10 protein-coding genes are annotated in these 16,084 nt (G+C 59.0%); 8 read left to right on the forward strand and 2 right to left on the reverse strand.

Annotation, left to right across the window (positions count from 1 at the left end):
- Positions 1–135 precede the first annotated feature (135 nt).
- Complete coding sequence (gene cimA / locus DLM86_RS05655) at positions 136–1,752, reverse strand: citramalate synthase (RefSeq protein WP_110838987.1); 1,617 nt, start codon at positions 1,750–1,752, stop codon at positions 136–138.
- A 278-nt stretch (positions 1,753–2,030) separates the two neighbouring features.
- Between cimA and DLM86_RS05665 the strand changes: the two genes are divergently transcribed.
- The 8 genes from DLM86_RS05665 (at position 2,031) to DLM86_RS05700 (ending at position 13,713) form a co-directional block, all read left to right on the forward strand.
- A complete protein-coding gene (locus DLM86_RS05665; protein WP_110838989.1) occupies positions 2,031–3,329 on the forward strand; it encodes a DNA polymerase IV in 1,299 nt (432 codons plus the stop codon).
- Positions 3,326–3,886: a molybdopterin-guanine dinucleotide biosynthesis protein B gene (gene mobB / locus DLM86_RS05670; RefSeq protein WP_110838990.1), complete on the forward strand. Its 561-nt coding sequence runs from the start codon at positions 3,326–3,328 to the stop codon at positions 3,884–3,886. The genes DLM86_RS05665 and mobB overlap by 4 nt, the downstream gene beginning before the upstream one ends.
- A gap of 84 nt (positions 3,887–3,970) precedes the next feature.
- Positions 3,971–4,207 (forward strand): ferredoxin, encoded by a 237-nt coding sequence (locus DLM86_RS05675; protein WP_110838991.1) that lies wholly within the window; start codon positions 3,971–3,973, stop codon positions 4,205–4,207.
- A 221-nt stretch (positions 4,208–4,428) separates the two neighbouring features.
- The gene (locus DLM86_RS05680) at positions 4,429–6,279 is read left to right on the forward strand and encodes a CHASE2 domain-containing protein (protein WP_158289345.1); all 1,851 of its coding nucleotides are present in this window, start codon (positions 4,429–4,431) and stop codon (positions 6,277–6,279) included.
- A 79-nt stretch (positions 6,280–6,358) separates the two neighbouring features.
- Complete coding sequence (locus DLM86_RS05685) at positions 6,359–8,572, forward strand: FecR domain-containing protein (protein ID WP_158289346.1); 2,214 nt, start codon at positions 6,359–6,361, stop codon at positions 8,570–8,572.
- Positions 8,569–10,068: a hypothetical protein gene (locus DLM86_RS05690; RefSeq protein ID WP_146250159.1), complete on the forward strand. Its 1,500-nt coding sequence runs from the start codon at positions 8,569–8,571 to the stop codon at positions 10,066–10,068. The genes DLM86_RS05685 and DLM86_RS05690 overlap by 4 nt, the downstream gene beginning before the upstream one ends.
- A gap of 48 nt (positions 10,069–10,116) precedes the next feature.
- Positions 10,117–11,727 (forward strand): stalk domain-containing protein, encoded by a 1,611-nt coding sequence (locus DLM86_RS05695; protein ID WP_110838995.1) that lies wholly within the window; start codon positions 10,117–10,119, stop codon positions 11,725–11,727.
- A gap of 528 nt (positions 11,728–12,255) precedes the next feature.
- Positions 12,256–13,713, forward strand: a complete 1,458-nt coding sequence (locus DLM86_RS05700) for a L,D-transpeptidase family protein (RefSeq protein ID WP_110838996.1) — start codon at positions 12,256–12,258, stop codon at positions 13,711–13,713.
- Positions 13,714–13,831: 118 nt separating this feature from the next.
- Here the strand turns inward: DLM86_RS05700 and DLM86_RS05705 are convergent, their stop codons facing one another.
- Positions 13,832–16,060 (reverse strand): helix-turn-helix transcriptional regulator, encoded by a 2,229-nt coding sequence (locus DLM86_RS05705; protein ID WP_110838997.1) that lies wholly within the window; start codon positions 16,058–16,060, stop codon positions 13,832–13,834.
- Between the last annotated feature and the right edge of the window lie 24 nt (positions 16,061–16,084).

A 16,084-nucleotide genomic window follows, 5' to 3' on the forward strand; every position in this document is an offset into this window, starting at 1 on the left:
ACGAAAGAAACGAAAGATCCGATGAACCGTTTGATTGCGAAAGGGATTGCTTCAGCCGCTTCCAACTATGAGGAGAGGGAAGGGGAAGGAAAAACAAAAAGCTGTCCGAACCGATGTTCGGGCAGCTTTTTGTTATTAGTGGTTGACGAGGCCGAGCCGTTCCGGCTGGGCTGTAGGAGAACCGGCGCGCGTCTTGCCGATGAGGGCGTAGCGGATGCTGTCCAGCAGCGCCTCCCAGCTCGCTTCGATAATGTTTTCGGACACGCCGACCGTGCTCCACGTATTGTTGAAGTCGGTCGATTCGACGAGCACGCGTACTTTCGCCGCCGTCGCGTCCTTCTCGTCGATGACGCGAACCTTGTAGTCGGACAAGTGCATTTGCTGGATGTCCGGATAAAACTGCACGAGCGCCTTGCGCAGCGCGTTGTCGAGAGCGTTGACCGGACCGTTGCCTTCGGCGGCCGTGTACACCGTCTCGCCGTGCACCTTCATCTTGACGATCGCTTCGGATACGACCGATTCGTTCGCGTTTTTGCCGACGATCAGCTTGAACGACACCGGCTCGAAAACGTCCTCGATATCGCCGAACGCCCGGCGCAGCAGCAGCTCGAGCGAAGCGTCCGCTCCTTCGAACTGATAGCCCTGATGCTCGAGCTCCTTGATTTTCTCAATAATATGCTTCGTCTGATTCGTCTCGTTGTTCATGTCCAGGTTCAGCTCCTGGGCCTTCGCGAGCAGGTTGCTTTGGCCGGCCAGCTCCGATACGAGCACGCGCTGCTTGTTGCCGACGAGCTCCGGAACGATATGCTCGTACGTCTTCGCGTGCCGCATGATCGCCGATACGTGAATGCCCCCTTTATGGGCGAACGCCGCCGCCCCGACATACGGCTGGTTGACGGGAAGATGGACGTTGGCGATTTCGCTGACGTAGCGGGCGACGCCGGTCAAGCTTTGGAGCTGCTCCTCGGTGACGCACGAATAATCGAGCTTCAATTGAAGGTTCGGGATGACGGAGCAGAGGTTGGCGTTGCCGCACCGCTCTCCGAAGCCGTTGATCGTTCCCTGCACCTGCCTTGCCCCCGCCTGCACGGCCGCCAAGCTGTTGGCGACGCCGAGCTCGCAGTCGTTATGCGCGTGGATGCCGACTCGGACGTTCAGCTTCGAGCATACGACGCCGACGATTTCGGACACCTCGCTCGGCAGCGAGCCGCCGTTCGTATCGCACAGCACGACCCAGTCCGCTCCCGCTTCCTCGGCTTTGCGGATCGTCGCTAGCGCATATTCCGCGTTGTTTTTGTAGCCGTCGAAGAAATGCTCCGCGTCGTAGATGACCTCGAGGCCTTGGCTTTTCAAATACCGGACGGAATCGTAGATCATGTTCAAGTTTTCTTCGAGCGTCGTCTGGATCGCCGTATGGACGTGGAAGTCCCATGATTTACCGAATATCGTCGCGACGCTGACGCCGGACTCGACGAGCCGGTTCAAGTTCGGATCCGTCTCCGCCTTCGAATCTTTGCGGCGGGTGCTGCCGAACGCGGTAATTTTCGCATGGGTCAAGTTCAGCTCTTTCGCCCGGTGAAAAAACTCGATGTCTTTGCCGTTGCTTCCCGGCCAGCCGCCTTCGATATAATGAACGCCCAGCTGGTCCAGCTTTTGGGCGATTTTCAATTTGTCCTCGACCGACAGGCTGATGCCTTCCCCTTGCGTCCCGTCGCGCAACGTCGTATCGAAAATGATTACAGGGGTTGCCATGAAACGTCCTCCTTCACTGTCATAAAGCGTTAAAGCCGCGCTGCATTCTTTTCATTATAACATTTTTCAATTTGAATGTTGAAGGGGTTTCGTCCAAAAAACTTGGCGCTTGCGGAGACGCGGCGCCGCTTGACCGTCCTCCGCCGCAGCGGTATGCTGGAAATGACGATTCGCTTCCATTTTATTCGGAAGCCGCGCCCCGCAGAATCGGAACGCGGATCCTCGACGGGTTCGGTTCGGTCCCGGGGGCGCCATTATGTAATCGGCGGGGTGGAACGATGAGCCATAGCGCCAATCCGGACGACCACTATCCGAAACGGGGAAGAGTCGTCCTGCATATCGACATGAACGCGTTTTACTGCTCCGTACACGAAGCGGTGGAACCGGAGAAATATAAAGGAAAGCCTCTCGCCGTCGGCGGAAATATCGAGCTGCGCAAAGGGATCGTCGTGACGTCCTCCTATGCGGCCCGGGCGAAAGGCGTAAAGACGGGGATGCATATCCGGGAGGCGTTGAAGGCGTGTCCCGACTTGATCGTGCTGCAGCCGGACTTCGATTTGTACCGGCAGTTTTCGCGCAGGTTCATGCAGATCGCCTACGGCTATTCGCCGCTCGTCGAGGCGATGTCGATCGACGAATGCTTCGTCGACATTACCGGCTCGAAGCAGTTCGGCACCCCGCTCGACATCGCCCGGACGATCCAGGACCGGATTCGCGACGAGCTCGGCCTGCCGTGCTCGATCGGCGTCGCCCCGAACAAGCTGCTCGCCAAGATGGCGTCGGACATGAAGAAGCCGAACGGCATATCCGTCCTCCGCAAGCGCGACGTCCGGCCGCTATTATGGGACAAGCCGTGCAACCAGATGTACGGCATCGGCTACCGGATGGCGGAGCGGCTGCGCAAGCTGAATATTCGGACGATCGGCGAGCTGGCGAATATGGACGAGTCGTTTCTCGTGAAGCATTTCGGCGTGAACGGCTCTTGGCTGAAGCGCGCCGCCAACGGGATCGACGAATCGCCGGTCAATCCGGAGCGGGAGCAGAGCAAGTCGATCGGGCATACGACGACGCTGCCGAAAAATTTGACCGAGTCGGCTGACATTTCCCGCGTCTTCCTTAACTTGTCCGACCAGGTCGCCCGCCGGATGCGGAGACAGAAGCTTGTCTGCGGCACGATCCAGATTACGATTCGCGACCCCGATATGAAGACGATCACCCGATCGTTTACGCTGGGGGTGCCGACCGAGAATGCCGACGACATTCACCGCATTTCGCTCAAGCTGTTCGAGCGGCATTGGGGATACGGCAAGCCGGTCCGGCTTCTCGGCGTCACGCTGCAAAGCTTGCAGCCGAAACAAACGGCGGCCATCCAGCTTGACCTGTTCGAATACGAGAAGCATCCCAAGAAGGAGCAGCTGAACGAGACGATGGACCGGATCCGCGACAAGTACGGAGAGAACGCCATCTTGACCGCCGGCATGGTCGGCACCGACCCGTCCGCCTGGATCCGCAATCACAAGAGACGGGGAACGTCGCTGCAGATGGACCATATTCGCGAAAGGGGGCTGGACGAATGACCGAAAGCCCCGTTCCGGTCGTCGGCTTCGCCGGGTATTCGGACAGCGGGAAGACGACGCTCGCCGTACGCGTCGTCGCTTGCCTGCGCCGTCGGGGAAGGAGGGTGGCCGTCGTCAAGCACGACGCGCACGGCCATTACCGGGAAGCTCCCGGTACCGATTCCGCACGTTATATCGAGGAAGCGGACGCCGACGCGGTCGTCGTCGTATCCCCCGGACGGACGGTCCGGATGGAGAAGACGCGTTCCGACGCATCCGGTCTGAGCCGCGAGCTGGAGAAGCTGTCCGGCTACGACTTGATCGTGGTTGAAGGCTTCAAGACGGACAGCCATCCGAAAATCGTCGTGGTCCGGACGACCGGTCAAGCCGAAGCTATCGATGCGTCCGCCCCTCCGGTTATCGCGGTGGCCGCGAAGAAGGGCGAACGCCTGCCGGAGTCGGCGGCCCGGCACGGTTCGGTCCCGATGCTCGACATCGACGATCCGGAATCGGTCGCCGCTTTCATCGAGCGATATTTCTTCGAATATTCGGGGGGCGGACGGCATAAGTTAAAATGACGGACAAGCGGCCAAAACGTTTGAACTTTATAAGCTTTTGTATTATAGTGGACAAAGAGGTTACTAATCGAGGAGGAATTATTCATGGCAAAGTACACATGGGTAGATAAAGAGACATGCATCGCGTGCGGCGCATGCGGCGCAACTGCCCCTGACATCTACGATTACGATGACGAAGGTCTCGCCGAAGTCATCTACGAAGGCGATAACAACACCGGCGTAACCGAAATTCCGGAAGACTTGTACGATGATCTGCAAGACGCCTCCGACGGCTGCCCGACCGATTCGATCAAAATTGCCGACGCACCGTTCAACAAATAATATAGATAATCGAACGAAAACCTTTCCTTGCCTGGAAAGGTTTTTTTGCGTCCTCCGGCCGGCGGAATAGTGGATAAGTCCTATAAAACTGTTAATTTTGTCACAGATTAAAATCTTTCGTTGCTATAAATCGACACGCATCTTACAATAGGCTTATGGGTTGGGGGAAGTATGCTTTTTACCCGTTAGTTCTAGTCGGGAAGCTTGTTGGGAGGAACCGGATGAACCTTAAACCATGGAAAGCGTCGGTCGTCGCGGCGGCGATCGTCTTCTTGTTTTCAGCGTTGACGTATACGACCGGAACCGGAGGGACGTTCCACTACATCGAGAATCCGCTTCGCGACGCGCTCAGCTCCAAAAGCGTCACGCAGCGGGAGCCGGACACGCGGATCAAGCTGATCAAGATCGACTCCAAGTCGCTGGAAGCGATCGGTCAATTCCCGTGGGACCGGTCCGTATACGCGAGGCTGATCGACAAAGTATCGAAGGCGAAGGCGATCGGAATCGACGTCACGTTCCCGGAGCCGAGCAAAGATCCGAAGCAGGATCTGGCGCTCGCGGAAGCGGTTGCCAAACACCCTAACGTCGTGTTGCCGGTCAACTTCAATTTTCCCGCCAAACAAAAGGCGAACGACCTGCTCGAGTACGACCGCATCGAAGTGCCTACCGCAGCCATCAACGCACCCAAATCCCAATTGGCCCACATTAACGTGTTCCCGGACAGCGACGACAAGGTACGGCGGCTCATCGTCGGCTTGCCGGAGAAAGACGGCTCCGTCGTCGAGGCGTTCAGCGTCAAGCTCGCCAACTTCGCCCTAAGCGACGCGGAGAAGGTCCGATGGGACGCGGACGAGCAAGCTTGGTACCGCGGCTCCAAAGAAATCCCCGTCAACGGAAGAAATCAAGTCATCACGCAGTACTTTACGCAGCCGAGGCAAGAGAAGGATTTGAAAACCGGCTACGACTCGTATTCGTTCAGCGACGTGTTGAACGGCAAAATTCCTCCGCAGGAGTTCGAGAACAGCATCGTGCTCGTCGGTCCGTTCACGACGGGGCTGCAGGACGAGTACATGACCCCGATGAGCAAGGCGATCAAAATGTTCGGAGTCGAAATTCACGCGAACATGGTACAGTCGATTCTCGAGAACAAGTTTTGGCATGAGGTCGGCAAGCCGCTAGGCATCGCCATTATGGCGCTCGTCGTGCTGCTCGGCGCCTTTTTGTTCGAACGGTTCAAGGGCAAGGCGGCGCTGCTGCTGTTTATCGGCATGCTTGTCGTCTATATGGGAGCCTTCGTGATCGTCAACGAAGCGATGCATGCGTACATACCGATTTTTTATCCGCTTCTCGCCATCATGCTGCTGTATGCGTGGTCGATCGTCGGCCACTACTTGGCGGAACGCCGCGAACGGAGCCGCGTAACCGGCATTTTCGGCCGATTCGTGCCGAAAGCGGTCGTCGATCAGATGCTCGCTTCCGGGGAAGAAGTGAAGCTGGGCGGCGAACGGATGGACATATCGCTAATATTCGTAGACATCCGCGGCTTTACGACGCTGTCCGAGAAGCTCGAGCCGGAGCAGGTCATCCAGTTTTTGAACGAGTATTTGGACGTTTGTACGAAAGCGATATTCAAGTTCAACGGCACGCTCGACAAGTTTATCGGCGACGGCGTCATGGCGATATTCGGGGCGCCGATCCGTTACGACAACCACGCCGAGATGGCGGTTCGGGCCGCGCTCGAAATGAAAAAGCAGACGGCGATGCTGGAAGAAAGACTGATGCAGAAGCTCGGCTTCACCGTCCGTTTCGGCATCGGCATCAACTGCGGACCGGCGATCGTCGGCAATATCGGCTCCGAGGAGCTTCGGCTCGATTACACGGCGATCGGCGATACGGTCAACTTGACGGCGAGGCTCGAGTCGAACGCGAAGCCGGGACAAATTTTGATCAGCGACAACATTTACGAGCGAGTGCACCACCTGTTCGACATCGAAAGCATGGGAGAAATCAAAGTGAAGGGGAAGGAATTGCCCGTCACGATTTACCAGGTACACGCCGAGAAATCGGCTTGAGGCGGCGAAGCCGCGAAGGAATTGATTCAAACAGGAAGTACGAGAGGAGTTTACCGTGAGCATGGAGAGAATGGGGAGAATGAAGAAGAGATCCTTCGTATCGATGGCGCTCTGCCTTACGCTGTTGTTCAGCGTACTGTCGAACGTATGGACCGGCGCCGCCTTCGCGAAGGAAAGCCGCGCCGCCATCGTCGTCAGCGTGGAAGGGACCGTCATGGTGACGAAAGCGGGCGGATCGACCGAATACCGCGCCTTCGAGGACATGAGCTTGAGCCAGGGCGATCATATCCGCACCGAGGCCGGCTCGAACGTCGTCCTGCAGGTCGTCGATCAAGAGGACGAAGTGACGATCGGCGAAAATACCGAACTATACATATCCTCGCTCGTCGAAGCGGACGACGGAGGGAAAAAGTCGAAGCTGAAAATGTGGGCCGGATCGCTTTGGTTCAAGGTGAAGAAGCTCGTCAACGCCGACGACGAGTTCGAGGTGGAAACGCCTACGGCCGTCATGGGCGTCCGCGGCTCCAACGGCTACATCGAAACGAAGCTCGGCCAAATTTATGCGCTGATGACTTCCGGCGTTCTGGAAACGACTCCGACGACGGATAACGGAGGGCACAGCGATTCCGCGAACGTATACCCGGGCCAGCAGATCAACCTGCTGGACGAATCCGGCGAATTTTCGGAATATGTAACGCCGATCGACATCAAAGGCTTCGTCGGCAGCGCGCCGCCGAGCGTGATCCAGCAATTGCTCACGACGATCCAGATCATCCGGGAAGAGAACGAACAGTTCGTCCAAGACGTCGGCGACGGGGCGAAAAAGGTCGATCCGAAATCGGGCTTGAAGCTGGATTCCTCGGACGAGCTGCAAAAATTCGGCGCCAACTTGACGAACTTGATCGCGAACATCGCGAAGGAAGCGCTCGACGCCAAAAAGCTTCCGGCGAACGACGTGCAGCAATTGATCGAGAAGGCGAACCAGGCGACGCAAGGCGATAAGATCGACCTGAACAACGTGAAGCCGTACGATCCGTCCGTCGGTCTCGACCCGTCCGTCCAACAGGCCAAGCGGGAGCAGATGGAACGGTTGAAGAACGAACGGGAGCGCCAGCAAGAGAACGAGAAGCGGCAGCAGCAAGAACGGCTCCGGCAAAATGCGGCGCTTCAGCAGCAGCTGGAAGCCGAGCGCAAACGTTTGGAAGAAGCGAACAAGAAGGCGAAGGAAGAGCAGGAGAAGAAAGCGAACGAGCAATATATCCAGCAATTGACCGCTGCCGAGCGTCTGCGTTTCGAGCAGGATCAGCGCAATGCGGAGGAACAAAAGAAGCGTCAGGAAGCGAAGCAGCAGCAAAATCAAGGCAATACGCCGACGAACAACAATACGCCGACCGGCGGCGGTACGGGCGGCGATGACGGCGGCACCGGCGGAGACGGCGGTTCCGGAGGAGATACGACGCCGCCGACCGGTACGCTCCGGATCAATCATCCGACCGATTCGCAGACCGAGACGACGCACGACTACGTTACGCTGTACGTTACGGGATCGTCGGATACGAGCAAAGTGACGATCGCGGACAACCAATCGTTTACGGGCGCCATCACTCGCGATTTCGTCAAGACGAGCGGCTACGACTTCATGATGATCACGTACCCGCTCACCAAGGGCTACGGCGACTACACGATCTTCGTCAAGCTGCGGGATGCAGCCGGCAACGAGTCGCCGATTTATTCCTCCTCGATCAAATACAAGGAAGGCACGGTGGGCTTGCCGCAGCGTACGGTCAAGCTGACGACGAACAAGACGGCGGATGAGCTGTTGCATTTGAATCACGGCGAATCGTTGGATCTGAACGTCGAATTGGATAAATTCGCCGAGAACGACCGGTTTTACGCCGCGGAAGTGCATATCGCAATCAACGAAGGGCTGTTCGCGAATCCGGGAGATTATACGGATCACGGTCCCGGTTATCTATTTGACGGAAACGTAAGCGAGAGCGTGCTGGGAGAGCAATTCGACCCGGTAGCCCATGAAGCGGTGCTGAAATACGTCATTACGAACTTCAAGGAATCCGGGACGGCCGTCGGTCCCGACAATGTGCCGGCGATCAGTACACCGTCGAAGCTCGTGACGCTTCATCTGGACGTCCACAATACGATGGAAGGTGTAACGGAAGGCGCCATCACGATCAAGAACGTCATTTTGGTCAACAAAAACGGCGACCGGATCGTCAACCTCAATACTAGCACGACTCCGCTTTTATACAAAGTGTATCCGGGTGAGCCAAGATGATGATGAACCGATGGAGAAAACAAGTAGCGGTAGTAATGGTATGGATGCTGACCTTGGGGCTCGTCCCCGTGGTCGGCCTCTCGTTCCCGACGGCGGCTCAAGCGACGTCTTCGTGTGAAGCCGTATCCGCCAGCGTCTATATCGCCGTCTATAACACGTACTCGGGAACGACGGATTGCCATACGTCGGGCTACATTCAGCTTAGCGGCAATGCGGGCGACGAGCTGGAAGTGACCGTGCATGTGCCTTCGTTCGATCCGGACGACGAGCCGGTCGTTACCTACATGCAGCAAGCCGACGACGAGCCTCATTTTCTCGAGATGACGTCCACGGACGAGACGTTTGTCGTCAGCTATGACGACGGTCCGGAATTGTTCGTCGGGCTTCGAACCGCACCGGATCAGACCGTATGGGCGAAGCCGAGCGGAAAGCTGGTTTTCGATTCTTATACGGGCAGCGAGGACGCCTTCATACTGGGCGATGCGGACGAATCGGCCGAAGATTGGTACTACGACCTTTCGTTCGAATTACCCGGGAATGGCGAAAGCTATATCAAGCTGTTCGACAAGTACGGAAACGAGATCGCTAGCGGCCGGTTGAACGGCTCGGCGAGGTATACGTTTTTCCATGTACCGATTCCGTCCGAAGGACAAATTTACGCCCAAATCTATGCGAACGAAGCCTCGAAAAAAGCGGACGCGATGCTTATCGGGTTTATACCGGCCGGACATAATGTCGTAAAAACGGTTTTTCGGAACTGGGAAATTTACAACGAATATTACGATTTGTCCCTCAATGCCGGGAGCTCCAGCGGCATCTCGCTGCTGTCCGTTCAAAAAAACAATTTGTTTGCGCTTGACGCCGCTCAATTGGACGAAATGTCGATGTCCATGAGGGAGCTTCTCGTAGACGCTACGGTATACAGCCCCGATGAGGAACCGGAGTCCCATCTGGTAACCTTGCTCTATAGCGGATACGATTTTTACGGCGAACGCGTGATGCGACTCGATCAAGACCCGATGACTTGGGAAACCGTTACGCTGCAATCCGCTTACGGTTCGGATATTCCTCCCGATCAGCTGGCGGGGGTCCGCGTCTATGTTTCGATAGAAGATCTCGGTTTGGACGGCCTGATCTATGCTTACACCGATTCGAACGGCCGGGCAACGTTCAGCATGCCCGGGGGTCCGGAAGACGTTTACGAATTTTCGGCCGTTTCCGAGATCAACATGGACGGCTACAAGCCGCGGCTCATTCAAGTCGGTCCGAGCCGGTACGACAACGACCGGCGGGTGCTGGACGTTCGGCATTTGAAAAAACCGGAATACCCGGACGCCGATCCCGATTTCAATTTGACGGATCTCGTCTGGTACGCCCAGCATATGTACTCCCCCGAGTACCATTACGACGCTTCCCAAAACGGCGTCATCGATCGGGACGACCTTCTCGTCTATATGCGCGCGCTTGCTCCGATTCCGTTTCCGCTGTCTTATTAATCCGGTACGGCCGATCGAACCACGATTATCGATATGAAGGAGATACCGATGAAAATAACATTCAAGCTCATGACCGCACCGCTTCTGGCCGCGTCGCTGCTGCTCGGCGGGACGTCGGCGTTCGGCGCCGGAATCGATCAAGCCGTCGTCGGCGGCGACGGGCAACGATTGGCGCAAGTGTCGACGGTCGCCGGCAAGGGCGATCTCGGCGAGTCGAACGGCAAGGCCTCGGACGCGACGTTCCGTGCGCCGTGGAGCTTGCTCGCGCTGGACGACGGCTCGGTGCTTGTCGCCGATGCGCGCAGCCACCTGCTCCGCAAGCTGTCGGGTGCCGACGTATCGGCGTTCGCCGGCATTACGATCGAGAAGGACGCGTACAACTACCCGATCGGCGGCTTCATGGACGGGAAGGCGGCATCGGCCGTCTTCCAGGAGCCGAAAGGGCTCGGCGCCGACGCGGCGGGCAACGTATACGTGGCGGATTCCAAAAACCATGCGATCCGCAAAATCGACAAATCCGGCAGCGTCACGACGTTGGCCGGCAGCGGGGTGATCGGCAGCAAGGACGGCAAAGGGAAGGACGCCTCGTTCCAGCTGCCGCAAGACGTCGCGGTGACGGCCGACGGCACCGTTTACGTCGCCGATTCGCTGAACCACGCGATTCGCCGAATCGCTCCGGACGGAACGGTGACGACGCTGAACGCGCTCTCCACTCGTGCGGTGGAAGTCGTCAAAGGCCAAGTCGTGCCGGCCGGCGATTTCGCGGACGGCGCCCTCCAGACGGCCAAATTCAACGAGCCGACGGGCATCGCCCTTGACGCGAAAGGCAATCTGTACGTCAGCGATTCGGGCAACCAGCTCATCCGCTACATTGACCTCTCCGCGGGAACGGTCACAACGGTAGCGGGCGATCCGAGCGTCAAGCTAGGCAAGACGGAGCTGTACGTAGCCGGCGACTTCGCGGACGGCGATGCCGCGCAAGCGAAATTCAACTTCCCGAAAGGACTGACGGTGACGTCCGACGGCGGCGTCCTGATCGCCGACAGCTTGAACCATTCGATCCGCTACTTGAAGGACGGGACGGTTGTAACCGTCGCCGGGGAGAAGGATCAATACGAAGGCAACGCCGACGGCACGGAGCGTAACGCCCGGCTGCAGCATCCCGCCGACGTGGCGGTGCTGCCGGACGGCAGCTTGCTCGTCGCCGACGCGTACAACAACCGGATCCGTCAAATCACGTTCTACGAGCTGCCGGCCGGCATGACGGCCGACGGGACGATCAAGGTCGTCTACGGGAACCGGCCAATCGACTTCGACGCGCTGCCGGAATTGAGCAACGGCCGGACGATGGTGCCGGTCCGCGTCATCGCCGAAGCGCTCGGCTTCGAGGTGACGTTCGATGAGAACGCACAGACGGGCGAGCGTCAAGTCAATCTCGGCAAAGCCGGAACGACGGTCGGGCTCACGATCGGCAAGGCGGAAGTGCGCAAGACCGTCCAAGCTGCGCCCGAATCGACGAAGTCGATCGACGTCGCGCCGTACATCAAAGACGACCGCACGTACGTGCCGGTCCGGTTTTTCGCGGAGGAGCTCGGTCTCGACGTCCAGTGGGACAACGCAACGAGCACTGTCATTCTGCGCGACAAGCTTACTCGATAAAATAGCGTCACATCCGAAGCCGGTCCGATGGACCGGCTTTTTTCAGGTTCGCTTGCCAAAGAATGAATGCAATTGGCGTGGAGCGAGGCTTCACGACCCAGGCAGCCCGGTTTCGCTCAATCGGCATACGTCAGGGAGTACCACGCAAGCGTCGCGGGTACACCGGCTGCTGCCTCGAAGGTGCAGCGCAATCGTTTCCGAGGCAATTCACGAGCTTTTCGGGGCCGCTCCCGAGCGGATCGGACGATTATGCTGGATTCCATCCAACAGAATCGCTACGTATAGCCCCAACATCGTGTTCTATTGGAAAGCTTCCTACGGATTCGGAGGAAACGGGTTGCACGATTCCGATTGGGGCGATTCGCGAATGACGTTTTTCGTCACATTTTGCGCCCGCTTAGTCGGTATGGACCATTTTTCCATCCTCCCTTCAAAAGGAGCAGCTCCCGGCCGATAAACAAGATAGGAAAAAGCCGGACGCTCCCGATCTCCGGCTTACGGCACGCTGCGGGGGCAAGGGGGGACGGCATGGACTCGCATTCCGACGATCCGGGATATTTGAAAAATTATATCAAGGAGCATCCGAACAACAAGATGGCGTGGTACTTGCTCGGACGGCAGTACGCGGCGAAGGGGGAGACCGGCAAGGCGAATTATTGCTTCGCCCAGGCGGGGGAAGTGTACCGGGCGTTCGAGGAAGGGACCGTGTTCGCCCCTTCCGACGATTCGAAGGAAGAACCGGAAACGGCCGAGAGCTTGTCCGAAGCGTCGGCGGCACGGAAGGCGGGCCGATGGAAAACGGCCGTCATCGTCCTTCTGCTGCTGCTCGGCGGCCATATTCCGTTCCAGTCGGAACGGATCGATCGGCCGGAGGCCGGTGCGCTTGCCGCGGAGCTCGCGGCGATGGCGGAAGCCGCCGGTGCGGCGAACGCGTCGGGCGAAGGGGCGGCCGGTAGTTCCGCCGACCGGTTCGACGTCGTCTATACGGTGCCGGGCGCCGGCGGCGCAAACCGGACGAGCCAAATCGGCGGGCTGCTGGAGCGGCTGCAGGAGCGTACGGCGGCGCAGCCGGACGCGCTGCTGCTGACCGAGCCTCGCTGGAGCGGCGACGGACGCTGGCTGCTGTGGCCGGCGCAAGCGAAGCCGATCGCCACGGCCGAACGGTCGGAGCATTCGTCCGGCTCGAAGCTGACGTATTACGACGCCGCGACGTGCAAATGCGAGCCGGCGGACGGGACCGGCGTAGCGGCCCGCTACGCGGAATGGCAGTCCGCGCAGCTCGAGCGGCTGATCGTCCGCTCCTCGGCCGCCGCCTACGAGACGCTGAACGGCAAGCCGCCGGAGTCGATCGAGCGGATGGCGGCCGGTTATCCGGACAACGTATTGTCGGGGTATACGCCCGCCATGAAGCGCTATTTCGCGCAGTGGCTCGCCGAAAGGCAAACCGCCTCCACTCCCGGCGCGGCGTCCGAGCCGCAGCCGCAGACGGCCGAAACGCCGCAAACGAACGGAGCGCTGCTTGCATCGGCCGACGCACTGAAGGAGCCGATCCGCATCCTGATCGACAAGTCGACCCACCGTCTCGCGGTCGTAAGCGGCAACGTTCTGCTGCGCAGCTATCCGGTCGGACTCGGCGGGGAGCGGACGCCGGAAGGGGAGTTTACGATTACCGAGAAGGTGCGCAATCCGAACGGACGGGACAACGGCACGTTCGGCAGCCGGGGGATGACGCTGTCCGATACGCTGTACGCCATTCACGGCACGAACCAGCCGTCCAGCATCGGCAAGGACAAGTCGCTCGGCTGCATCCGGATGCTCAAGCCGGACGTCGAGGAGCTGTTCGACCTGGTACCGAAGGGGACGAAGGTCGTCATCGGCGCAAGCCTGCCGATCCCGTCCGACGAGTACCGGAGCGAAGCGGTCATCCGGCTGCCGGCCGCGGCGGACGAGACGAATCCGAACAAAACGTACAAATGGCTCGATTGACGCAAGCGCGAAAGCGGTGATGCCGAGCTTCTGCAATCGAGCAGCCTCAATAGACAGGGCGCCCGGATCGGCTAGCAACAGCCGACAGCAGGGCGCCCTTTCTTCTCCGAAGCTTCATCTAAACGGACAGCTGCGCGTATTCGTCCGGCTTGATCCCTTCGTACCGGACGAAGGCGCGCCGGAACGAGTAAGCGTTCTCGTATCCGACCAATCGCGCGACTCGCGACACTTCCCCTTTGCTCTCCCGGAGCAGCTCCTTGGCACGTTCCATCCGAAGCCGGCACAAGTAATCGTAGAAATTGATCCCCGTCACTTCCTTGAACGTCTTGGACACGTTCGATACGGACATGCGGAACTGCTCGGCCAGCTTCTTGAGCGACATGTCGGCGCTCGTGTAATGCCGGTTGACGTACTGCAGCAGCTCGCCGCCGAGCTCCATCGCCGTGGACGTATTGGCGTAGCGGATCCGTTCGCAGATCAGCGTCCCGACCTCGTACACGTATCCCCACATCGCTTCGACGTCCCGCTCCCGGTATTTGCCGGCGAACTGTCTCGCATACAGCTCCGCATCGATGTTCAGCTCGTTCAGCACGCGCAGCGTCGTCTCCATCAGCGTGGCGATCAGCTTGACGACGCTCGCTTCGGACAGCTGACGCTTTTCGTTCTCCGCCCTTACTTCGTCCACGATTTGCACCCACGTGTCGAGATTGCCGATCTTCAAGTTGTTGATCAGCTGCACCTCCCAGCCGGTCGGGTAATAATAATCGACGGCGGCGGGAGTCGGCTCTTGCCCGTCTTGCACTTGTCCTTTCGCGAACTGCTTGTAGTGCAGCTTCTCCGCGGCCGCGTAATACGATTTGCTGATGCCGAGCAGTCCCCGCTCGATCGTGCCCCATACGATGTCGGGCCGAACGCCGCTCGCCTGCCGGATATGCTCCGTCATATGTTCGGCGACGGTCCGGATCGTTTCCTCTCCGTCGAACGGCTGGCGGGACGAGAGGAGAAGCGCCTTCTCCGCGTTCGTCACCTCGAACAGCTGGTAGTCGAGGCGGTGTCGGCTCGTCGCGTGCTCCGCGGCCATGAACGCGACCACCTCGATCGCTCGAAGGCGGTCCGCATCGGAGCAATCGCAGACGGCTTGAAAATCGAGGAGCATCGTGCAGTAATGCATCCCGTCCGTATACCGAAGCCCGAGCTCCTTTAGCCGGTCGGCCTGCCGTTCGTCGTGGAAATACCCTCTCAACAGCCGCAGCAGCATGCTCGAGCGCGCCGCGCTTTTGTAGTCGTCCAACGCGTGCCGAAGCGACTCGTTCTCGCTCAGGAGGCGGTCGATCGACGACTCGATCAGACGGATTTCCGAGAGGGAGCCGTCCGATTTCGCGCTCGCGTCAACCTTCGCCGCATGAGCGAGCTTGTGGAGCAGGACGCCGAGCGGCCGGTACGTAATCCTTGCGAACGCGTAGGCGGATAGCGTGCCGACGACGACGGACGCGATCGCGGCGAGCAGCGAAGCGTACATGCCGGATAGGACGATCAGCCGCTCGTTCGGATACGAGACGACGTACGCCCATTCGCTCACCTGCGAAGGGAGAGTGAACGTATCGGCTTTGCCGCTCGCTCCCGGCAAAGCCGAGTCGTACGAGACGACGGGCGCTCCCCCTTCCGTCACCGAGACGGCGGACGGCCCCGAACCGCCGACATATTGGCGGATAAAGGAAGTCATGTACGAGCTGTCGATGAACAGGAGCAGGACGGCGCGCGGATTGTTCACCACCTCCAAGCTTTGCAGGACGGGAACGACGTTCCGCTCTTCGCCCCACAGCCGGATCGACGTCTGCGGCAGCAGCTTGAAGATTTGATAATTCGCGGCGGCGCCGTCCAGCGATCGTCTCGTCCCCCGATCGAGCGCGGCCACGGACGAGAAGAAATAGCCGGCATCGTATACGCCCCATGGGGAGACGACCTTTTCTTTGGAGGGGTAGTAGACCGCTCCGAACGAGAGGATGCCCGAGCCGGCGGCGGCGTTCTGCAAATCTTTGCGGATATCGAGCAGCTTCAGCAGGTCGAATTCGGCGTCATAGACGTTGGCGTCGAGCATCAGCTTCTTCACCCACGCCTCGTCGCCGAACACCTCTCCGAGCCGTTTCAGCTCCTTCAGCTTGTTGTCCGCGCCTTCCGCAATTTTTCTCGCGTCCTCCTCGTGTCTTTGGCGCATGACGTTTTGCGCTTCCGCGACGGTTTTGACCGTATTGCTTGCGCTAAAAATAAGGATCGGAATGATCAGGATGGCGGTATAGGACCAAAACGTTTTACGGAACAAGCCGCCGCCGAAACGGGTTGCCAGCACGGGACGCACCTCCTTCGCTCGCCG

Source organism: Paenibacillus flagellatus (assembly GCF_003217775.1).
GTDB classification, from domain to species: domain Bacteria; phylum Bacillota; class Bacilli; order Paenibacillales; family NBRC-103111; genus Paenibacillus_AB; species Paenibacillus_AB flagellatus.